The organism is Streptomyces spectabilis (assembly GCF_008704795.1).
Taxonomy (GTDB): domain Bacteria; phylum Actinomycetota; class Actinomycetes; order Streptomycetales; family Streptomycetaceae; genus Streptomyces; species Streptomyces spectabilis.
Window position 1 is genome coordinate 1,546,963 of the sequence record NZ_CP023690.1, and the last position, 21,047, is coordinate 1,568,009.

18 protein-coding genes and 1 pseudogene are annotated in these 21,047 nt (G+C 72.7%); 7 read left to right on the forward strand and 12 right to left on the reverse strand.

Features of this window, described 5'->3' with window-relative positions; genetic code table 11:
- Positions 1-54: 54 nt before the first annotated feature.
- The 6 genes and pseudogenes from CP982_RS43205 to CP982_RS06090 all read right to left on the reverse strand — a co-directional run.
- Positions 55-1,458 (reverse strand): annotated as a pseudogene (locus CP982_RS43205) (alpha-amylase); the annotation flags it as partial.
- Positions 1,459-1,583: 125 nt separating this feature from the next.
- A complete protein-coding gene (locus CP982_RS06070) occupies positions 1,584-2,666 on the reverse strand; it encodes a LacI family DNA-binding transcriptional regulator (RefSeq protein ID WP_150509542.1) in 1,083 nt (360 codons plus the stop codon).
- The gene (locus CP982_RS06075) at positions 2,654-4,309 is read right to left on the reverse strand and encodes a glycoside hydrolase family 13 protein (protein ID WP_150509543.1); all 1,656 of its coding nucleotides are present in this window, start codon (positions 4,307-4,309) and stop codon (positions 2,654-2,656) included. Before CP982_RS06075 ends, CP982_RS06070 begins: the two co-directional genes overlap by 13 nt.
- A 35-nt stretch (positions 4,310-4,344) precedes the next feature.
- Positions 4,345-5,202: a sugar ABC transporter permease gene (locus CP982_RS06080; RefSeq protein ID WP_229878870.1), complete on the reverse strand. Its 858-nt coding sequence runs from the start codon at positions 5,200-5,202 to the stop codon at positions 4,345-4,347.
- Positions 5,199-6,209 carry a carbohydrate ABC transporter permease gene (locus CP982_RS06085; RefSeq protein WP_150509544.1) on the reverse strand — a complete coding sequence of 337 codons (1,011 nt, stop codon included), beginning with the start codon at positions 6,207-6,209 and terminating at the stop codon, positions 5,199-5,201. Before CP982_RS06085 ends, CP982_RS06080 begins: the two co-directional genes overlap by 4 nt.
- 2 nt (positions 6,210-6,211) lie before the next feature.
- Positions 6,212-7,489, reverse strand: coding sequence for an extracellular solute-binding protein (locus CP982_RS06090; protein ID WP_150509545.1), 1,278 nt, complete (start codon positions 7,487-7,489; stop codon positions 6,212-6,214).
- Positions 7,490-7,777: 288 nt separating this feature from the next.
- Here CP982_RS06090 and CP982_RS06095 point away from each other — a divergent pair, with 288 nt between their 5' ends.
- Positions 7,778-8,803, forward strand: coding sequence for a LacI family DNA-binding transcriptional regulator (locus tag CP982_RS06095; protein ID WP_150509546.1), 1,026 nt, complete (start codon positions 7,778-7,780; stop codon positions 8,801-8,803).
- Positions 8,804-8,813: 10 nt separating this feature from the next.
- On the opposite strand, the gene CP982_RS06100 is transcribed toward CP982_RS06095, so the two are convergent.
- Positions 8,814-9,560, reverse strand: a complete 747-nt coding sequence (locus tag CP982_RS06100; RefSeq protein WP_150509547.1) for a TetR/AcrR family transcriptional regulator — start codon at positions 9,558-9,560, stop codon at positions 8,814-8,816.
- A 116-nt stretch (positions 9,561-9,676) separates the two neighbouring features.
- Here CP982_RS06100 and CP982_RS06105 point away from each other — a divergent pair, with 116 nt between their 5' ends.
- Positions 9,677-10,378 carry an NAD(P)-dependent oxidoreductase gene (locus CP982_RS06105; RefSeq protein ID WP_150509548.1) on the forward strand — a complete coding sequence of 234 codons (702 nt, stop codon included), beginning with the start codon at positions 9,677-9,679 and terminating at the stop codon, positions 10,376-10,378.
- Between the two features lie 144 nt (positions 10,379-10,522).
- Here CP982_RS06105 and CP982_RS06110 read toward each other — a convergent pair whose 3' ends face one another.
- On the reverse strand, positions 10,523-11,848 hold the full coding sequence (locus CP982_RS06110) for an aminotransferase-like domain-containing protein (RefSeq protein WP_372503505.1): 1,326 nt from the start codon (positions 11,846-11,848) through the stop codon (positions 10,523-10,525).
- A 198-nt stretch (positions 11,849-12,046) separates the two neighbouring features.
- On the opposite strand from CP982_RS06110, the gene CP982_RS06115 reads away from it, so the two are divergent.
- On the forward strand, positions 12,047-12,901 hold the full coding sequence (locus CP982_RS06115; RefSeq protein ID WP_229878871.1) for a VOC family protein: 855 nt from the start codon (positions 12,047-12,049) through the stop codon (positions 12,899-12,901).
- 55 nt (positions 12,902-12,956) lie between these two features.
- Positions 12,957-14,021, forward strand: coding sequence for an alpha-hydroxy acid oxidase (locus tag CP982_RS06120; protein ID WP_150515346.1), 1,065 nt, complete (start codon positions 12,957-12,959; stop codon positions 14,019-14,021).
- 28 nt (positions 14,022-14,049) lie between these two features.
- On the opposite strand, the gene CP982_RS06125 is transcribed toward CP982_RS06120, so the two are convergent.
- On the reverse strand, positions 14,050-14,241 hold the full coding sequence (locus CP982_RS06125; protein ID WP_150509549.1) for a VOC family protein: 192 nt from the start codon (positions 14,239-14,241) through the stop codon (positions 14,050-14,052).
- Between the two features lie 234 nt (positions 14,242-14,475).
- Between CP982_RS06125 and CP982_RS42450 the strand changes: the two genes are divergently transcribed.
- Positions 14,476-14,919 (forward strand): ArsR/SmtB family transcription factor, encoded by a 444-nt coding sequence (locus tag CP982_RS42450; RefSeq protein WP_229878872.1) that lies wholly within the window; start codon positions 14,476-14,478, stop codon positions 14,917-14,919.
- A gap of 7 nt (positions 14,920-14,926) precedes the next feature.
- On the opposite strand, the gene CP982_RS06135 is transcribed toward CP982_RS42450, so the two are convergent.
- The gene (locus tag CP982_RS06135) at positions 14,927-15,826 is read right to left on the reverse strand and encodes a LysR family transcriptional regulator (RefSeq protein WP_150509550.1); all 900 of its coding nucleotides are present in this window, start codon (positions 15,824-15,826) and stop codon (positions 14,927-14,929) included.
- A 78-nt stretch (positions 15,827-15,904) separates the two neighbouring features.
- Between CP982_RS06135 and CP982_RS06140 the strand changes: the two genes are divergently transcribed.
- Both CP982_RS06140 and CP982_RS06145 read left to right on the forward strand, forming a co-directional pair.
- The gene (locus tag CP982_RS06140) at positions 15,905-16,870 is read left to right on the forward strand and encodes an EamA family transporter (protein WP_150509551.1); all 966 of its coding nucleotides are present in this window, start codon (positions 15,905-15,907) and stop codon (positions 16,868-16,870) included.
- 8 nt (positions 16,871-16,878) lie between these two features.
- On the forward strand, positions 16,879-17,517 hold the full coding sequence (locus tag CP982_RS06145; protein WP_150515347.1) for an NAD(P)-dependent oxidoreductase: 639 nt from the start codon (positions 16,879-16,881) through the stop codon (positions 17,515-17,517).
- Positions 17,518-17,540: 23 nt separating this feature from the next.
- Here the strand turns inward: CP982_RS06145 and CP982_RS06150 are convergent, their stop codons facing one another.
- Positions 17,541-18,926 carry an ABC transporter ATP-binding protein gene (locus CP982_RS06150; protein WP_150509552.1) on the reverse strand — a complete coding sequence of 462 codons (1,386 nt, stop codon included), beginning with the start codon at positions 18,924-18,926 and terminating at the stop codon, positions 17,541-17,543.
- Between the two features lie 57 nt (positions 18,927-18,983).
- Positions 18,984-20,738, reverse strand: a complete 1,755-nt coding sequence (locus CP982_RS06155) for an ABC transporter permease (protein WP_150509553.1) — start codon at positions 20,736-20,738, stop codon at positions 18,984-18,986.
- Positions 20,739-21,047 lie beyond the last annotated feature (309 nt).

Consider the following 21,047-nt stretch of genomic DNA (forward strand, 5'->3'; position numbering starts at 1 on the left):
CGGCAGCGAGCAGGGCGAGCGCCACGGCCGCGGTCAGCGGGGAGCGGGAGGTCAGCACTTCCTCGCCCCCGCGTGCAGGGCGAGAGCGGTGTTCGGCGCGACGGCGGCCGTGAACCGGCCCGAGCCGTCGACGGTGACGCCGCGGCCGCTCTGCACGTCGCAGTAGCCGCCCGCGGGCAGCGAGGTCTGGAAGGTGCGGTTCAGCTCCGTCCCCTCGTGGTTGACGACGACGTACGCCTTGTCGCCTCGGCCGAAGGCGATGGCGTCGTCGCCGTTGTCCCACCAGTGGGTCACGCCCGTACCCCGGGCGGTGTTGCGCAGCTTGACCATGCCGCGGACCTCGGGCCAGGCGTGCTGGCACTTCCAGCCGTCGCGGTAACAGGCCTCCACCTGGCCGCCGTTCGGCGGGCCCGCGTCGCGGTCGGTGAACTCGTAGCCGGAGTGGACGTCCGGGGCGCCGTAGGGCCAGGCGAGCATGAACACGTGGGCCAGGGTGTGGTCGGCGCCGTCCTTGTAGGTGAGTGTGTCGCCGCCGCGCTCGGTGTCGTGGTTGGCGACGAACACGGCCGCCTTGTCGGAGGGCATGTAGGCCCAGCCCTCGCCGTAGTTCTTCAGGTAGGCGAGCTTCTCGCTCTGGAACACGCGCTTGAGGTCACGGGCGTAGCGGAACTCCTGGACGTCGCCGTTGCCCAGGTACTCGCTCGGCGAGACGGCCTCGCCCGCGCCGTGGATGGCCTCCTGCTTCCAGTACGCGTTCGGGTCGCTGAGCCGCGACTTGATGTTCTTCAGGTCGTCGGCCGCCATGTGCTTGGCCGCGTCCACGCGGAAGCCGTCCACGCCCAGGGAGAGCAGGTCGTTCAGGTACGCGGCGACGCGGCCGCGGACGTGGTCCTCGCCGGTGTCCAGGTCGGCGAGGCCGACGAGCTCGCACTCCTGGACGTTGAAGCGGTCCTGGTAGTTGGTGATCGGCGCGGTGCAGTTGTCGAAGTCGGGGCGCGAGTAGACGCCCGGGTAGCCGTACTTCGTGTACGACGAGCCGCCGGTGCCGGTGCCGTCCCCGGCCGCCATGTGGTTGATGACGGTGTCCACGACGACCTTGACGCCCGCGCCGTGGCAGGTGTCGACCATCTTCTTGAAGGCGGCGCGGTCCCCGAGGCGCCCGGCGATCCGGTAGCTGACGGGCTGGTACGAGGTCCACCACTGCGGACCCTTGATGTGCTCCTGCGGCGGGGAGACCTGGACGTAGCCGTAGCCGTCGGGGCCGAGCCGGCCCGTGCACTCCTTGGCCACCGCGTCGAACTTCCACTCGAAGAACACCGCGGTGACGTCCTTGCCGCCGGGCGGGGCCGCCTGCGCCTGCGGGGCGGCGCCCACCACGCCGCCGCCGACGGCCGCGAGGAGGGCCAGGGTCGCGGTGCGTGGCCGTCCGCGGCGCGCGCCGCTGCTCGGGGATGTCACGGGTCCTCCTGGGGGGTTGAAGGTTGTTGCAGAAAACTTGCAACACCGTTTGCGCCGTGACCGTACGGCGCTCAACAACCCCGGTCAACCCTTCGGACACACTCCCGTCACGGGGCGGAAATCCCTCAGCCGCGGCGCACGGCGGCCGTGGAGCCGCGCACGACCAGCTCCGGCTGGAAGACGAACTCCGTGCGCTGCACGGGGTTTCCGTCGATCTCCTCCAGGAGGGCGCCGACGGCCGCCGACGCCATCGCCTGCACCGGCTGGCGCACCGTGGTCAGCGGCGGGTCCGTGAAGGCGATGAGCGGCGAGTCGTCGAAGCCGACCACCGACACGTCACCGGGCACCGTCAGGCCCCGCTGACGGGCCGCCCGCACCGCGCCGAGCGCCATCATGTCGCTGCCGCACACCATCGCGGTGCAGCCCGCGTCCAGGAGCGCGCTGGCCGCGGCGTGGCCGCCCTCGACGGTGAACAGCGTGTTCCGCACGAGCGGTTCGGCCTCCCCCTGCGCCAGGCCGAAGTGCTCGTGCAGCGCCGCCGCGAAGCCCTCCGCCTTGCGGCGCGAGGGCACGTAGCGGCTCGGGCCGACGGCGAGGCCGATCCGCTCGTGCCCCAGCTCCGCCAGATGGCGCACGGCCATCCGCATGGCGGCCCGGTCGTCGGGCGAGACGAAGGAGACGGGCACGTGCGGGTTGTAGCCGTTGATGAGCACGAACGGCACGCCCCGGCCCGCCAGTTCGAGGTAGCGGCCGGGGTCGGCCGTGGTGTCGGCGTGCAGCCCCGACAGGAAGACGATGCCGCTGACGCCGCGCGCCTCCAGCTGCTCGACCAGCTCGTCCTCGGTGGCGCCGCCCGGCAGCTGGGTGCAGAGCATGGGCGTGTAGCCGTGTCCGGCGAGCACCTGCTCGACGACCTGCGCGAACGCCGGGAAGATCGGGTTGGTGAGCTCGGGGATGACCAACCCCACCAGGCCCGCGCTGCGGCGTTTGAGGCGCACGGGCCGTTCGTAGCCGAGGACGTCGAGGGCGGCGAGCACCCGCCGCCGGGTCGCCGCGGCGACGCCCGCCTTGCCGTTGAGCACGCGGCTCGCGGTGGCCTCGCTGACCTCGGCCTGCGCGGCGATGTCCGCGAGCCGCGGGGCGCCGCGGTCCACGTCGCGTGGACCCCGGTCGGCGCCCCGCGGCGGTGAGGTCGTCACACCGCCCACCAGACGGTGGTGTCGGCGGGCAGCTCGACCACGTCGTCGGCCGCCGTCTCCACGTCCGCGCTGGCGAGCAGGGCCCGCCCCGGCGCGGGCAGGCGGACGGCGGCGCCCGTGGTGTTCGCGGTGCACACGAACCCCTCGCGCCGGAACGCGAGCACGCCCTCGGGCGCCTCGAGCCACTGGAGGGCGTCGCCCGCGCCGAGGTCGCGGCGGGTGCGGCGCACCCGCAGGGCCTCGCGGTACAGCTCCAGGGTGGACGCCGGGTCCCCGGTCTGCGCCTGGACGCTCAGCTCGCCCCAGCCCTCGGGCTGCGGCAGCCAGCTGCCGCCCGTGCCGAAGCCGTACGACGAGCCGTCCTTGGTCCACGGCAGGGGCACCCGGCAGCCGTCACGGAAGCCGTCCTGGCCCTGCGCCCGGTGGAACGACGGGTCCTGGCGTGCCTCGTCGGGCAGGTCGGTGACGTCGGGAAGGCCCAGCTCCTCGCCCTGGTAGAGGTAGGCGGAGCCGGGCAGGGCCAGCATCAGGAGGGTGGCGGCGCGGGCCCGGCGCAGGCCGAGCGCGCGGTCGCCGGGGGTGCGCAGCTGGGTGCCGAGGCCCGGCGGGTTGGCGAAGCGGGTGGCGTGCCGGGTCACGTCGTGGTTGGACAGGACCCAGGTGGCGGGGGCGCCGACGGGCCGCATCGCCGCGAGCGAGGAGTCGATGACGGACCGCAGCTCGGCGGCGTCCCAGTGGGTGCCCAGATACTGGAAGTTGAAGGCCTGGTGCATTTCGTCGGGGCGCACGTACCGGGCGGTGCGCTCCACGGTCGGGGTCCAGGCCTCGGCGACCAGGACCTTCTCGCCCGCGTACTCGGCGAGGACCTGCCGCCAGCTGCGGTAGATCTCGTGCACGCCGTCCTGGTCGAAGAACGGCATGCTGTCGTTGCCGAGGAGCTTCAGCTGGTCGTGGTGGCCGATGTCGGGCAGGCCCGGGGCCTTGACCAGGCCGTGGGCGACGTCGACGCGGAAGCCGTCGACGCCCATGTCGAGCCAGAAGCGCAGGATGGAGCGGAACTCGTCGCGGACGGCGGGGTGGTCCCAGTTGAAGTCGGGCTGCTCGGGGGCGAACAGGTGCAGGTACCACTCGCCGTCCTCGGCGCGGGTCCAGGCGGGCCCGCCGAAGATGGACTCCCAGTCGTTGGGCGGCAGTTCGCCGTCCGCGCCCTTGCCGGGCCGGAAGTGGTAGCGCGCCCTGAGCGGGGAGCCCGGGCCCTCCGCGAGGGCGCGCCGGAACCAGTCGTGCCGGTCGGACGAATGGTTCGGCACCAGGTCGACGATGATGCGCAGGTCCAGGTCGTGCGCCTCGCGGATCACGGCGTCGGCGTCGTGCAGGGTGCCGAACATCGGGTCGATGGCCCGGTAGTCGGCGACGTCGTAGCCCGCGTCGGCCTGCGGCGAGGCGTAGAACGGGCTGAGCCAGACGGCGTCGACGCCGAGGTCCTTCAGATACGGAAGGCGGGCGCGGACGCCCGCGAGGTCGCCCATGCCGTCGCCGTCGCCGTCGGCGAAGCTGCGCGGATAGACCTGGTAGATCACCGCTTCGCGCCACCAGTCCGTACGCGTACCGGAGGTGTGGTCGGCGGCGGGGGCAGCGAGATGCTGGGTCATGTCTTCCCTGAGGAGTGGTGGCGGTTGCTGGGGGGTCAGGACTTCGTCGCGCCGGCCGTGAGGCCGGAGACGAGGTGCCGCTGGACGAGGCCGAAGACGACCGCGGCGGGCACGGCCACGATCACGGCGGCGGCCGTCAGCGAACCCCAGTCGCTGGTGTACTGGTTGACGAAGGTCTGCAGGCCGCCCGCGAGGGTGAGGTTCTCCTCGCCCGTCATGAACGCGGAGGCGTAGGCGACCTCGGCCCACCCCGTGATGAAGCTGTAGAAGCCGGTGACGGCGAGGCCGGGCTTGGCGAGCGGCAGGATAAGCCGCCAGAAGGTGCCGAAGGGGTTGAGCCCGTCGACGCGCCCCGCCTCGTCGATCTCCACCGGGATGGTGTCGAAGTACCCCTTCATCATCCAGGCGCTGAAGGGCACCGCGATGGTCAGGTAGGTGAGCACCAGGCCCATGGGCTGGTTGAGCAGCTCCAGGCTCGCGAGCAGGTTGTACAGCGGCACGATGAGCACCGCGACCGGGAACATCTGGGTGATGAGCAGCAGCCACATCAGGGGCCGCATGCCGGGGAACCTGAACCGGCTCACCGCGTACCCGGTGGTCGCGGAGATGAACACGCCGATGACCGTGGTCAGGCCGACGACGAACAGGGAGTTGCCGACCCAGTCGAGGAACTTGGTGTCGTTCAGGACGTGGTCGTAGTTGCTGAAGGTGAAGTTCTTCACCAGGTCCGTCGAGAACGCCTCGCTCTGCGGTTTGAACGAGGTGACGAGCAGCCACAGAGGCGGCAGGACCGCGATCAGGCCGGCGATCAGCAGGGTGGTGTGCAGCGCGACGGAGGCGAGCGGTCCGCGCTCGCCGCGCGCCCGGACCTTCTTCGGGGTCACTGACGTCACCACACCTCTCCTTGCTTGCGGAGCGCGCGGCGGTAGACCACCGCGAAGAGCGAGAGGAGCAGCAGGATGAGCACTCCCCAGGCCGCCGACCCGGCGAAGTCGCGGGGGCTGACGACGAACGACAGGCGGTAGGCGTACGTCACCAGGATCTCGGTGGCGTCCCCCGGTCCGCCCCGGGTGAGCAGGAAGATCACCGGGAACATGTTGAAGGTCCAGATGGCGCTGATGAGGACCACGGTGGTGGCGACGGGCCTGATGCCCGGCAGGGTGACGTGGCGGAAGCGCTGCCAGGCGCTCGCGCCGTCCATCTCGGCGGCCTCGTACAGCTCGCCGGGGATGGACTGGAGGCCGCCGAGCATGGCGACGAGCATGAAGGGCACGCCGAGCCAGACGTTCACGGCGATCACCGAGAGCTTGGCCCAGGTGGGGTCGTTCAGCCACGGGATCGCGTCGAGGCCGCCGCCTTCGAGGATCGCGTTGAGCAGGCCCTTCTTCTCGTTGAAGAGCAGCCGCCAGGTGAAGACGGAGACGAAGGCGGGCACCGCCCAGGGCAGGATCAGCGCCATCCGGTAGAAGGAGCGGCCCTTGAGCTTGCGGTTGAGCATGATCGCGAGGACCAGGCCGAGCGCGAACGACAGGGCGACGCAGGACACGGTCCACACCACGGTCCAGGTCAGCCGGTCCCAGAAGACGGCGTCGTCGAGGATCGCCTTGTAGTTGTCCAGACCGACGGATTCATAGGTCGCCGGGATGTGGTTGACGCCGATGGTGCGCTCGACGTTCGCCTCGTTGGCGTCCGTCGTCGACAGATACACGCCGCGCACCAGGGGGTAGCCGACGATGACGCCGATGACGGCCACCACGGGGGCGACCATGGCCCAGGCGTACCAGTAGGTGCTCAGCGCCCTGCGCAGGCGTCCGGGCTTCTTCCCCGCGCGGGGGCCCCGGCCGCGGACGCTCCGGGCGTCCGCGGCCGGGACGGCCCGGGGGCCGCTCTCAACAGCCATCGCTACTTGTAGTCCTTGAGGAGCTTGCGGTAGGCGTCGCCGATGCCCTTGGCGCCGTCCTCGGGCGAGGTCTTGCCGCTGAGCACCTTCTGCATCTGCAGGCGGATGGGCTCGAACAGCGAGTTGGCCTCGGGGATCCAGGGGCGCTGGACGGACTTGTCGACGGCGGGCTTGAAGAACTGCACCATCTGGTTGTCCTTGACCGACTTGACGTCGTACACGGAGGTACGCGTCGGCAGCAGGCTGAGCTTCTCGGTGGTCTGCTGCTGCACCTTCGCGGAGCTCATGTACTTGATGAACTCGTAGGAGGCGTCGAGGTTCTTGGAGCCCGCGTACGCGGCGAGGTTCCAGCCGCCCTGCGGCGAGGCCTGGCGCGCGCTGCCGCCGGGCACGGGGGCGACGCCGAGGTTGGCTGCGCCGGCGGAGCCCTTGAACTGCTTGCCCTGCAGGGCGCCCTCGATGGACCAGGGGCCGTCGAGCGCCATGGCGACGTCGCCGTCCTTGAAGGCGTTGAGCTGGTTGTTGTAGCCGTCGCTCGCGTCGGTCACGGCGGCCTTGGAGTCGACGAGGTCCTTCATGACCTCGAAGGCCTCGGCGCCCTCGGCGTCGTCGACGGTGACCTCCTTCTTCTTGGTGTCGAGGAGGTCACCGCCCGCGCCGTAGAGGTAGGGCAGATAGAAGTACGGGTCGTCGCCGCGCAGATACAGGCCGGTCTTGCCGGACTTCGACTTGATCTTCTTGGCGACGGACTTCACGTCGTCGAAGGTCTTGGGGACCTCGACGCCCGCGGCCTTGAGCATCTTCTTGTTGTAGAAGAGCGCGAGGGTGTCGATGGTCTGCGGGGCCGCGTAGGTCTTGCCCTTGAACTTGGTGCTGGCGGCGGCCTGCGGCAGGAAGTCCTCCGGCTTGTCGAGCGCGGCGGTGCCCTCCAGCGGGGCCAGGTAGCCGAGGTTGGCGAAGTCGGCGACCCAGGCGACCTCGGTGCGCATCACGTCCGGGGCACCGGAGTTGCCGCCCGCGGCGTTCTTGAACTTGGCGTTGGCCTCGCCGAACGGGACGTTCACGTACTTGACCTCGACGCCCGGGTGGAGGTCCTCGAAGCCCTTGGCGAGCTTCTCGTACGTGGCCTTCTCGGCGTCGTTCGAGGTGTCCCAGAACGTGACGGTGCCGGACAGCTTGCCGCCGCTCTTCTTCCCGCTGTCGCCGTCGTCGCCGCCGCACGCCGCCGCTGTCATCGTCAGGGCGGCGACCACCGCGGTGGCCGCTATGCCACGCCGCATGTGAACTCCTTCAACTGGACCAGGAATGACCCGGGGTGATCCCGGGATGACCCGGAACAAGGGGAGACGAAAGGGGCGCCTCCTGCCGGCCGCACTCGACGCGGCGCCGGGTTGGCAGGAACGTAACAGGCTTGAAAACGTCTCGAAAGACCTTGCGGAGATTTTCTGCAAGAACGGGTGATCGTTACCGCCATGTGTCCTGGGGGTTTCGCTCTCGGCCCGGCAGGGCTTGCCGCAAGCTTGCGCAAGCGGTGGGCAGGACGTGCCGCGCCGGGTACAGTCCCGTGCATGACCGCGCGGCTCGTCGACATCGCAGCTCAGGCAGGGGTCAGCGAAGCCACCGTCAGCCGGGTGCTCAACGGCAGGCCCGGCGTGGCCGCGGCCACCCGCGAAGCCGTCCTCGCCGCGCTCGACGTGCTCGGCTACGAACGGCCCGTACGGCTGCGCCGCCGCGGCAGCGCGGGGCTCGTCGGCCTGATCACGCCCGAGCTGGACAACCCGATCTTCCCCGCCCTCGCCCAGGTCATCGGGCAGGCCCTGACCCGCCAGGGCTACACGCCGGTGCTCGCCACCCAGACCCCCGGCGGCTCCACGGAGGACGAGCTGACCGAGATGCTGGTGGACCGCGGCGTCGCCGGGATCATCTACGTCTCCGGGCTGCACGCCGACACCACCGCGGACATGGAGCGGTACGCGGCCCTGCGCGCCAAGGGCGTCCCGCACGTCCTGGTCAACGGCTTCTCCCCCGACGTCGACGCGCCCTTCGTGTCGACGGACGACCGGGCGGCCACGCGCCTTGCCGTGCGGCACCTGGCCTCGCTCGGCCACACCCGGGTCGGCCTCGCGGTCGGCCCCCGGCGGTTCGTGCCCGTCGTCCGCAAGATCGAGGGCTTCCGGCTCGGCATGGGCGAGCGGTTCGGCCTCACCGCCGAGGAGTCCGACGCCCAGGTCGAGCACTCCCTCTACACCTTGGAGGGCGGCCAGGCCGCGGCGGCCGCGCTGATCGCGCGCGGCTGCACGGGCATCGTCTGCGCCAGCGACATGATGGCGCTCGGCGCCATCCGCGCCGCCCGTCAGCAGGGCCTGGACGTGCCCCGCGACATCTCCGTGGTCGGCTTCGACGACTCCCCGCTCATCGCCTTCACCGACCCGCCGCTGACCACGGTCCGCCAGCCCGTGCAGGCCATGGGGCAGGCGGCGGTGCGCACCCTCCTGGAGGAGGTCGGCGGCACGCCCGCCCCGCACAGCGAGTTCGTCTTCCTGCCGGATCTCGTGGTGCGCGGCTCGACGGCGTCGGGGCGCGGCCGGGCCTGAGCCCCCGCGCTCAGCCCGCTTCCGCGACGCCCAACGCCCGTACGAGCTGGGTCAGTTCCGCACGGAAGAGCTTGTCGGGACTGGTCGTCTGGCCGCGCAGATGGCCGTAGACCTCCAGGGACACCAGGCCGTGCAGATGGCCCCAGACCCGCAGCGCGAGCGCCACCCCGGCGGGGGGCAGCTCGGGGAAGGCGGGGCGGACCTTGTCCAGGAGCCCGGGGTCGAAGTCGGACCACGCGAAGTCGCTGTCCGCGTACAGGGGTTCGGCCCCCGGCCAGGCCTCCGCCGCGAGGGCGGCGAGACCGGTGCAGACCCGGTGCGCGGCCTCGGGCGCGGCACCTCCCGCGGGGGCGCGGTAGCCCGGCACCGGGTCGCCGTAGACGAGCCGGAAGCCCTCGGGGTGGGCGAGGGCCCAGTCGCGGAAGGCGGCCGCCCACGCCTGGATCCGCGTGGCCGCGCCCCGGCCGGAGGTGCCCTCCCAGGCGGCGTCCACGGCGTCCGCGAGGGCGGTGTACACATCGCTGACGAGCGTGGTGACCAGGTCGTCCCGGGTGGCGAAGTAGCCGTAGATCGCGTTGGCGGTCATGCCCATCTCGCGGGCGATGGCCCGCAGCGTGATGGCGTCGGGGCCGCCCGAGGCCATCAGGCCGAGCGCGACCTGCTTGATCTCCGCCGTCGTCTCGGCGCGCAGCCGCTCCCGACGCCCCCTGGTGCCGCCCGCTCCGGCCGCGCTTCCCGTGTTCTCTCTGGCTCCCACGGCGTCACTGTACAGCGCACCCTTTCCGATTGCCGTGCGGAAACTTCACGCCGTATAGTCACCGCACGCCGTGCAGCTCCAGGGCGGAGCGCGGCACCAAGGCGAAGGGGAGAGCCATGCACATCGGAGTCATCGGGGCCACGGGCACCATCGGCGGCCGGGTCGTGACCGAGGCCGTCGGACGGGGGCACCGGGTCACGGCGTTCAGCAGGGACGCCGCGCGCGTCACCCAGCGGCACGACGGCGTCGAATGGCGCAGCGTCGACGTGCTCGACGCGGACAGCGTCGCGCGCGTCCTGCCCGGAATCGACGTCCTCGTCAGCGCCTTCCAGCCCGGCAACGCGGCCGCGGACTTCGAGGAGACCGTACGCCGCTCGATCGCCGACCCGACGGTGTACGCCGCGGCCGCGCGGGCCCTGCTCAAGGCCCTGGAGAGCCGGCCGCGCACCCGCCTCATCGTCATCGGCGGCGCGGGCAGCCTGGAGATCGCCCCCGGCGTCGTACGGGCCGACTCCGACGAGCTGCTGCACGAGACGCTCGACGGTCTCGGCCTGCCGCGCGCGTACGCGGCGGCGGTGCGCGGACACCGGGACGCGCTGAACGTGCTGCGCCTGTCGAACCGCCTGTGGACCTACTTCAGTCCGGCGGAGGAGATCGCGCCCGGTGAGCGCACGGGCAGGTTCCGGGTCGGCGGCGACCAGGCGGTGCGCGACGCCGAGGGGCGCAGCCGCATCTCGGCGGAGGACGCGGCCGTGGCGCTCGTCGACGAGGCCGAACTGCCGCGCTTCGTGCAGCGCCGCTTCACGGCCGGGTACTGACCCGCTGGTCCGGCTCCATGGCGCCGGGTTGCACGGGCGCGCCCCAAAGGGGCGCGGGGCTGTGCTCATATGCGGCTCCGCCGCGCGGGCGCGACCAGCCACGACGCTCCCGCGGACAAGTGACGGCGAGGCACTGCGGGCTCGTCACGCCCCGGCCGCCCGCGGCGCCAGGCACTCGTCGACGAGCGCGGCGATGCGGTCCAGGCCCTGCTCGATCCGCTCCGGCGCCAACGTACTGATGGAGAGCCGCAGTTGGTGGTGGCCCGCGGTGGAGCCGTAGAAGTGGTGCATGGGCGTGAAGAGCACCCCGTGGCGGCGGGCCGCGTGCGCGAGGAGGGCGTCGTCGACGGTGAAGGGCACGGTGACCACGACGAAGAAGCCGCCCGTGGGCGCGTTCCAGCTGACGCCCGCGCGGTCCCCGAGGCGCCGGTCGAGGCCGTCCAGGACCTGCTGGAGGTTGCGCCGGTAGACCTCCGTCTCCCGGCGGTTGGCCGCGGCCATGCTGCAGCCGTGGGTGAGCAGCTTGCCGCCGATGACGGCCTGGGCGATCGGCGGGGTGTTGACGGTCAGCATGCTCTTGATCTTGGAGAGTTCGTCGGCGAGGAGCACGTCGCCGCCGCGCCCTCCGGTCACCCGCTGCCCGGCGACGACGTATCCCACCCGGGCGCCGGGCATCCCGGTCTTGGCGAACGAGCCCAGATAGACGACGCGTTGGCCCTTGTCGAGGGCCTTCAGGGTGGGCGGCCGCTCGGCCGCGCTGTTCAGCAACCCGTACGCGTTGTCCTCCAGGAGCAGCAGGTCCTCGGCCGCGGCGAGGTCGAGGAGCCGGTGCCGGTCGGCGACCGGCATGCTGACGCCCACGGGGTTGGCGAAGTCGGGGGTGACGTAGCAGGCGCGGACGCGTCGGCCCGCCGCTCGCTCCCGGCGGAGCCGGTCCGCCAGGTCGTCGAGGTCGATGCCCTGCTCCCCGGTGCGCACGGGAAGGACCGGCAGGTCGGCGAGGAGGGCGGCGCCGGTCAGACCGACGTAGGTCGGGCTCGGCGCGAGGAGCGCGTCCCGGTCACCGGCCCGCAGCGCGCGCAGCACCAGGAACATCGCCTCCTGGCAGCCGACGGTGACGACCACCGACTCCGGGGCGGCCTCGATGCCCTCGTCCACGGCCAGGCTGCGCGCGACCAGGCCGGCGATGACGCCCTTGGTGTCGCCGTACTGGAACAGGGCGCGGGCCACAGCCGCCTGGCTCATGCCGAGGTCGTCGCGCAGATGCGCGCAGAACGTCCGCAGGTACTCGTGGATCAGCGCCACGTCGTAGAAGCCCTCGTAGGGGCGGCCCGCCGCGAAGGAGATCGCGTCCGGGTAGGTGCCCGCCACCTCGTTCAGCAGGTTCATGGATTCCATCGACGTATCGCCGAGCGAGGCGTGCAGGGTGGCCGCGTCCAACTCGGCGCGGGCGATTTCCGATTCCGGGATTTCCCTCACCTGAGTCCTTAATCGGCAACGGGTATCGGCAACGGGGCGGAGAACGCAACGGTCCGCTTTCGCACCGCATCCTGCTTGACAGGTGCGGTAATCCGGCGGGCGACCGTACGATCGGTCCGCATCTGAAGTATTCGGCCTCTTGGCCCGGCGGTAAAGACACACCACGAAAGAGGAAGCGCGAGGAGTGCCATGACGGAATTACCCGCACCGGCCTTGGCGAGCGACCTGCCCGGGGTCACCGATCTGACCGTCGACCACGTCGAGTTCTACGTCGAGAACCTGGACGCCGCGGCACGCGGGCGAGGGGCCGCGCGTCACGGCCGCCGTCAGCGGCTTCGGCGACGTGACGCACACGCTGGTTCAGCGGGCGCCCGGTGCGGGCCCCGCCTCCCGGCCGGGTTCGTGCCGGTGCCAGGGGCGGGCGACGGGAGCACCGAAGGGGTGGGGCTCGTCGAGGTCGACCGCGTCGCGGTGTGCCTGGAGGCGGGCGACCTCGACGCGACGGCGCTGTTCTACCGGCGCGCCCTGGGGTTCCAGGAGGTCTTCCAGGAGCGCATCGTCGTCGGCGACCAGGCGATGGAGTCCAAGGTGGTGCGGAGCGCCGTCACCGGCGCGGTCACGCTGACGCTCGTCGAGCCCGACCCGCGGGCGAAGGCGGGGCAGATCGACGAGTTCCTCAAGAGCCACCACGGCCCTGGCGTGCAGCACCTGGCGTTCTCCGGCGACGACGCCGTCCGGGCGGTGCGTACACTCGCCGCGCGCGGCGTGACGTTCCTCAAGACCCCGGGCACGTACTACGACCTGCTCGGCGAGCGGATCGGCCTGCGGACGCACGCCCTCGACGAGCTGCGCGCCACGAACCTGCTCGTGGACGAGGACCACGGGGGCCGGCTCTTCCAGATCTTCACCGCGTCCGCGCACCCGCGCGACACGCTCTTCCACGAGGTCATCGAGCGCCAGGGCGCGCGGACCTTCGGCAGCGCCAACATCAAGGCGCTGTACGAGGCCGTGGAGCTGGAGCGGACCGGCCGTGCGGGACGCTGACGACGAGGCGGCGGACGCGTCGCACGGCACGCGGGACGCGTACGACCTCGACGACATGGAGCGGGTCGCCGCGGCCGTGCTGCCGCGCGACGTATGGGACTTCGTCGCGGGCGGCAGCGGGCGCGAGCGGACGCTCGCGGCCGACCGGGAGGCGTTCGACCGCCTCTACGTCACGGCCCGGGTGCTGCGGGACGTCTCGGCGCGCACGACGGACACGACGCTGCTCGGGCGTCCCGCGCGGCTGCCCGTGGCCGTCGCGCCGGTCGCCTATCAGCGGCTGCTGCACCCCGAAGGGGAGCTGGCCGCCGCGCGTGCGGCAGCGGCGGCGGGCGCGCCGTTCACGGTCGCGACCCTCAGCAGCGTGCCCGTGGAGGAGGTCACGGCGGTCGGCGGGACCGTGTGGTTCCAGCTGTACTGGCTGCGGGAGCCGGGGCTCACCCTCGATCTGGCGCGCCGGGCACAGGACGCGGGCTGCGCGGCGCTGATGCTCACCGTGGACGTGCCGTGGATGGGGCGCAGGGCGCGGGACGCGCGGAACGGCTTCGCGCTGCCGGGGCACGTGCGCGCCGCGCACCTGGACGCCGGGGCCCGCTCGGCGGCGCACGGGGCGCCGGTGCGCGGCTCGGCGGTGGCCGCGCACACGGCGGCCGCGTTCTCGGCGGGCCTGACGTGGTCGGACGTGGCCGAACTGCGGTCCTTGACGCGCCTGCCGCTGATCCTCAAGGGCGTGCTCGCCCCGGCCGACGCGGCGCGCGCGGTGGAGCTGGGCGTGGACGCGGTCGTGGTGTCCAACCACGGCGGGCGCCAGCTCGACGGCGCGCTGCCCGGCGTGGTGGCGCTGCCGGACGTGGCCGGGGCGGTCGCGGCGGCGGGCGGCGGCTGCGAGGTGCTGCTCGACGGCGGTGTCCGCGGCGGCGTGGACGTGCTCAAGGCCCTGGCCCTCGGCGCGGACGGGGTCCTGGTGGGCAGGCCGCCGCTGTGGGGGCTCGCGGCGGCGGGAGAGGCCGGGGTGCGCCGGGTCCTCGACCTGCTGGCGGCCGAACTGGCGGACGCCCTGGGGCTCGCGGGCTGTCCGGGGGTGGGCGCGGCACGGGAACTGGATGTGACGCGGCTGCCCTGAGCCGCCCCGCGAGGCGTCGGCCGGACGGTCAATACATCATGCGCGGATCGACATAGTGCTTGAATTCAAGGAGATTTCCGGTCGGGTCGATCAGGACGAAGGCGCGGTGTTCCTCGACCGTTCCCCCGAACCGTGTCCGCACCTCCTGGAATACCGGCACTTTGCGCAGGTCGACGAGACGGAGCAGCGCGTCGAAATCCGTACGCGAACGGAACGTCACGCCGAAGTGCCCGGGGGGGTAGAGCGAGGGCCTGAGCGTTTCACTATTCCGGCGGAGCGAAAAGCAATGACCATTCAGCAGGGCCCACCGGGCGCGCCGCGCCGACCTGGCGCGACGCTCCCGGGGCGGGACTCGCGCCGGAGCACACCGGCCAGGGCGCCGACGCCCCGCCCGTGGCCGAGAGCCGTCAGCCGTGGCCGTTCGTCACGCCGAGAGTCGAAGTACTCTATTTGCATGGATGCGCAAGGACAGTCGTGGGACGCCGCGGCCGCGGACCGGGCCGTGGCGGTGCTCAAGGCGGTGGCCGACCCCTCCCGCTATCGCCTGCTGTGGGCCCTCAGCCAGCAGGAGCTGCCGGTCAGCGCCCTCGCGGAGCTGCTCGGCGCCCATGTGGCGGCGACCTCCCAGCACCTGGCGAAGCTGCGGGCGGCCGGACTCGTGGTGCCGCGCCGCGAGGGCACCCGGATCTACTACCGGGCCGCGGACGTGCGCGGCCTCCTGGAAGAGGCGGCCCTGGTGGCGCGGCCCGCGGCGGAGCGGGCCGGGGCGGGCCCCGCCGACGCCGCCGAGGTGGGCGTGGAGACGGCGGTGGAGACGGCCGTCGCGCACGTGTCCGCCCGCGCGTCGCGGGCCCGGGCGGGCCGGGCCGGGCGCCGCCGCCCGGCGACCGAGCACTGACCCGCGGTCAGGAGTCCGCCGCCCGCGGCTCCCTGACGCCGAGGACGTCGAGCAGGGCCCGGGTGGCCGGGCTGGGGTTGAACCGGCTCCACACCAGGTACTCCACGCGCCGCGGCCCGTCGACCACCGGGACGAGGGCCAGTTCGGGATCGGCGGCGACCCGCGGCCCGATGAACGCCGACGGCAGCAGCGCGACCCCGAGGCCCCGCGCGATCAACCCGGTCATCAGGGCGACCTGGGCCTCGTACGCCACGTCGCGGACCAGACCCGCCGCGGCGAACGCCTGATCGGACTGGGCCCGCGCGGGCGACCCGGCCGCGAAGTCCACGAACGTCTCCCCCGCGATCTCGCGCAGCGTGACTCGCTCGGCGCCCGCGAGCCGGTGCCCGGCGGGCACGACGAGCACGTGCTCGTCGTGGTCGAGCACGAGGGACTCCACTCCGGCGGGCAGGTCGCCCTCCGGCAGGCCGAGGAAGGCGATGTCCAGGCCGCCGCCGCGGACGGCGGCCGTCAGGTCGTCGCTGCGTCCGCCCCGCAGGAAGACGCGGACGTCCGGGTGCCGGGCGCGGTAGCGCTGGAGCAGTTCCGCCACGTCGACGGCTGCCGTGGTCACGATCACGCCGACGGCGAGCCGGCCGCGCACCGCGCCCGAGGCCGCGGCGGCGTCGGCGGCCGCCCGGTCGGCCGCGGCCAGGCACTCCCGCGCGGCGACGAGGAAGGCCTCCCCCGCGCTGGTCGGCTCGGTGCGGCGGCTGGAGCGGGCGAACAGCTTGACGCCCAGCTCCCGCTCCAGGGCGGCGATCCGATGGCTGAGGGACGACTGCACCACGGAGCAGCGCTCCGCCGCGCGCGTGAAGTTGCGGGTTTCGGCGACGGCGACGACGTACCGCATCTGCTGGAGATCCACTCGGCCATCGTCCTCATTCATGGCTGCGATGACAACCATGCTTTGGAAACATGATCGGGCGCGGCGCAGACTCCTCGCATGTCCACCTTGACCGAGCGGTCACCGGGTCCCTCGCGGGCCTCTTCGGCGCCACGCGTGGCGACCGTCGCGCTGACCGCGCTCGCTCCCGCTTCCTGGGGCACCACGTACGCGGTGACCACGGAACTGCTGCCGCCCGGGCAGCCGCTGTTCGCCGGGCTCGTGCGCGCCCTGCCCGCCGGGCTGCTCGCCCTGGCGATCACCCGCGTCCTCCCGCGCGGGGACTGGTGGTGGAAGTCCGCCGTCCTGGGCGCGCTCAACATCGGTGCCCTGTTCCCCCTGTTGTTCCTGGCGGCCGAGCGGCTCCCCGGCGGGGTGGCGGCCACCCTCAGCGCCACCCAGCCGCTGCTGGTCGCCGGCCTTTCCATCGTCGTGCTCCACGTCCGGCCGACGGCCTGGCAGTGGACCTGGGGCGGGCTCGGCGTGCTCGGCGTCGGACTCGTCGTGCTCGGCCCCCAGGCCCGTCTGGACGCCGTGGGGATCCTCGCCGTCCTCGGCGGCACCGCGGGCATGGCGGGCGGGATCGTCCTCACCAAGCGCTGGGGCCGCCCCGCGGGGGTCGGCCCGCTGACCCTGGCGGGCTGGCAACTGACCGCGGGCGGGCTGCCGTTGCTGCCGCTCACGCTTGCCGTCGAGGGGATGCCGCACGGGATCGACGGCGAGGCCGTCGTCGGCTATCTGTGGCTCGGCAGCATGGGCGGGATCATCTCGTTCGCGCTCTGGTTCCGCGGCATCGGCAGGCTGCCGGTCGGCGCGTCCGCGCCGCTGGTGCTCCTGTCGCCGCTGGTCGCCACCGTCGCCGGCATCGCGCTCGGCGAGTCCCTGAACCTGCCGCAGAGCCTCGGCTTCGCCCTCGCCCTCGCGGCCCTGCTCGCCGCGCAGTTCAGTCCCCCACGGCTGCGGCGCGACGGCCGCACACCCCATGACCCCGTACGAGAAGACCTGACACAAGGAGAGCTTTCATGAACGCAGGGATGAGGATCGCCGTGCTCGGCGCCAGCGGGATGGTCGGCAGCCGGGTGATCGAAGAGGCCCGCGCCCGGGGGCACGAGGTGCTCGCCCTGTCCCGGAAGCCCGCGAGCGACGACCCGGGCGTGACGCCGGTCGCGGTCGACGCCGACGACCCGGACGCCCTGCGCGCGGCCCTCGCGGCCTCCGCCGCCGACACGGTCGTGGTGAGCCTGCGGACCATGCCGGTCGACCAGGAGTTCCTGGTCGGGGCCACGCGTACGGTCCTCGACAGCGCCGCGCGCCTCGGCATCCGGGTCCTGGTGGTCGGCGGCGCGGGCGCGCTGCGCAGCCCGGGCCACGAGGACCTGCTGGTCGCCGACGACCTCGCGTACGTGCCCGCGGCGGTGACGGCCGTCGCCGCCGCGGGGGTGGCCCAGCTGCGGGCCTGCCAGGAGCACCCCGGGGGCGACTGGGTCTATCTGAGCCCGCCCGCCCTGCTCGAACCCGGCACCCGCACGGGCCGCTACCGGCGCGGCACGGACACCCTGCTCACCGGCGCCGACGGCCGCTCGTGGATCAGCGCGGAGGACCTGGCCGTGGCGGTGGTCGACGAGCTGGAGTCGCCCGGCCCGCAGCGCCACATCACGGTCGCCGCCGCCTGAGCGCGGTCGCGGGGTTCCCTGCCTTACGGGGCGCTCCCGTCCGCGTCGTCGAGCCGGTACTCCTCGGGGCCCGCGGCATAGCCGAACAGCTCCGCGTAGCGGCCCCAGTCCGTGGCCGTCTCCAGCTGCCGTTCGGCCTGCTCGCTCGTGAAGTGGTGGGCGAGCAGGTCGCGGAAGTACCCGGCGCGGACGGTGCCGTCCGGGCGCCGGCGCAGGCTGTTGGTGATCAGCTTCACGAGCGGCACCTCCAGGGCCGCGCGGGCGAACAGCGGCTTGGACGTCTGCACGTCGGCCCCGGCGAACGCGGCGCCCTCCTCGGTGAGGACGAGGTCGTCGCCGCTGACGTGGGCGAAGCCGAGCAGGTCGAGCGCGTCGACCTGCGGGAGCAGGTCGTCGACGTCCAGGCCGAGGTCGTCGGCGAGGTCAGCGAGGTCGCAGCGGCCGCCCCGGTGGGCGACCGTCTCCGCGAGTCCGGACAGGCCGTCGACGGTGGCCGCGGGCAGCGGGCTGGTGGCGACCGTGCGCTTGTCCGGCTCCGCCGCCTCGGGGCGGCCCGGAAGGCGGGATTCGCGGGGGCGTCCGGTCATGACCCGGTAGACGCGGTCGATCAGTTCGTCGAAGGCGGGCGCGTTGCGGTCGCGCGGGCGCTCCAGGGAGATCTCGATGGTCTCGCGGATGGTGCCGTAGGGGCGGGAGCCCAGGACGACCACGCGGTCGGCCATCAGGACGGCCTCCTCGATGTTGTGGGTCACCAGGACCACGGCCCGGGTCGGGAACTGGCCGGACTCCCACAGCTCCATCAGCTCGCCGCGCAGGTTCTCGGCGGTCAGCACGTCGAGCGCGGAGAACGGCTCGTCCATCATCAGCACGTCCGGCTCGACGACCAGGGCGCGGGCGAAGCCGACGCGCTGCCGCATGCCGCCGGACAGCTCCTTGGGGTACGCCGACTCGAAGCCGTCCAGGCCGATCAGGTCGATGGCCCGCACGGCGGCGCGGGCCCGTTCGTCGGCGGGCACGCCGCGTGCTTCCAGGCCGAGTTCCACGTTCTGCCGCACCGTCAGCCAGGGAAGCAGCGCGAAGGTCTGGAAGACCATGGCCGTGCCCGGGTTGGCGCCGGTCAGCGGCTCGCCGCGGTAGGCGACGGAGCCCGAGCTCGCCGGGATGAGTCCGGCGAGGCAGCGCAGCAGGGTGGACTTGCCCGAGCCGGACTTGCCGAGCAGCGCGACGATCTCCCCGGCGCGGACCTTCAAGTCGATGCCCGCGAGCACGGGCAGCTCCCCGTCGGCGCCCGCGTAGGACTTGGTCAGGCCGGTGGCTTCGAGCAGGACGTCGCCGTCGGCGGCGCGCGGGGGCCGTGCGGCGGGGCGGGCGGTGGGGGTGCGCAGGGCGCGCAGGGCCTTGAGTGCCATGAGGGAGGCTCCAGTTCTCCAGGCGGGTGGGGAGAGTTTGCGGGGACCGGTCGGCGGTCAGAGGGAGTAGCGGCGTTCGGCGAGGCGGTAGAGACGGCGCCACAGCAGCCGGTTGAGCCCCACGACGTACAGGCTCATCACGGCGACGCCCGCGAGCAGCTGCGGGAAGTCGCCGTCGGCGGTGGCACGGGCGATGTACGCGCCGAGCCCGGTGGCGGTCAGCGTGGTGCCGCCGAAGGTGACGACCTCGGAGACGATCGAGGCGTTCCAGGCGCCGCCGGACGCGGTGATGCCGCCGGTGACGTACGCCGGGAAGACGCCCGGCAGGATCAGCCGCTGCCAGCGCTGCAGGCCGCGGACGCCGAGGTCGTCCATGGCCTCGCGGAGGTCGCTCGGGATCGACATGGCTCCGGCGATGGTGTTGAAGAGGATGTACCACTGGGCGCCGAGTGCCATCAGGAGGATGCCGCCGACGTCGATGGACAGGCCCGTCCGCAGGAAGAACCAGACGGCGAGCGGGAACAGGAAGTTGGCCGGGAAGGACGCCAGGACCTGCACGACGGGCTGGGCGATCCGGGTCAGGCGCGGCGAGAAGCCGATCCACACGCCGACGGGCACCCAGACGACGGTCGCGACGGCGACGAGCACCACGACCCGGACGAACGTGACGAGGCCGAGCAGCAGCGGCTCACCGAACACGCCCAGTCCGGTGCTCTCGTGCAGATAGCCGCCGAGGTCGGCGAGGCCCCAGACGATCAGGCCGCCCGCGACGACCGCGAAGGCGATGTCGCCGGTGCGCCGCCGCGCCGGGTCGATGGACAGCGGCCGGTCGTCGGTGCCGAGGACGCGGGCGGCCCGGCCGAGGGCGCGGCCCGCCGGGCGCAGCAGGGCCCCGAGCAGCCGCGGCCAGTGGGAGCGGCGCAGGAAGTCGAGCACGACCGAGCGCTGCGCCTCGCTCGCCTCGGACTGCTCGTTCCTGAACTTCTCCGCCCAGGCGGTCAGCGGCCGCCAGAACAGGAAGTTCACGCCGATGACCATGACCGCCATGGTGAGGATGGCCCAGCCGACCTTGCCGAGGTCGCCGTCGGTGACGGCCGCTCCGGCGTAGGAGCCGACGCCCGGCAGCGCGTACTCCTTGTTGTTGACGCTGATGGCCTCCGACGCGACGAGGAAGAACCAGCCGCCGCCGAAGCTCATCATGCCGTTCCAGACCAGGCCGATCATCCCGGCCGGCACCTCGACCTTCCAGAACCGCATCCACTTGGTGAAGCGGAACGACCGGGACAGCTCGTCGAGTTCACGGGGCAGCGAGGTGAGGGACTGGTAGAAGCCGAACGTCATGTTCCAGGCCTGCGAGGTGAAGATCGCGAAGATCGACGCGCACTCCAGACCGAGCATGGAGCCCGGGAACAGGGCGAGGAACCCGGTCACCGCGACCGTCAGGAAGCCGAGCACGGGCACGGACTGGAGGATGTCGAGTGCCGGGATCAGGATCCGTTCGAGACGGCGGCTCTTCGCCGCCGCGTAGGCGTACGCGAAGGTGAAGACGATCGAGGCGGCGAGCGCGGCGAACATGCGCAGGAGCGAGCGCGCCGCGTCGTACGGAAGGCGCGCGGGATCGGTGTCGACCTGGACCGACTGCTCGGTCGAGAAGCGGACGGTGGTGCCCTGGCCGACCTTCAGGACGAGGTAGAGCAGCACCAGGACGGCCGCGGCCACGACCACGTCCACCCACGTCATGCGGGACAGGCGCCCCGCGAACCGGCTGGCGAGCGGGGCGCGCGGGGCGCCGTCGCTGGTCCGGAACGACATCACAAGAACCTCCGACCACACTGTGGGCACAGCGGACCCCGGGCCGCGACCGCAGAACGCGGCGGGCCGTGCGGGGTACGGAGCGATGCCCGGTGTGCGTAAGTGAATTGACTAGCGGGTTCAGAAGCCGCCGTCGAGGCAGCGGTCGCTACTGGGAGGGTCTGCGCCCATGGCTGCCTCCTTCGGTGATGCCGGGCGGCCGGAGCCGCACCGCGGGCAGGGGGGAAGGGCCGGCCCCGGGCACCGGACGCGGGCCGGGGAGCCACCGGAAGTGTGCGCCTCTTTGCGTCGATACGCAAATAACCGAAC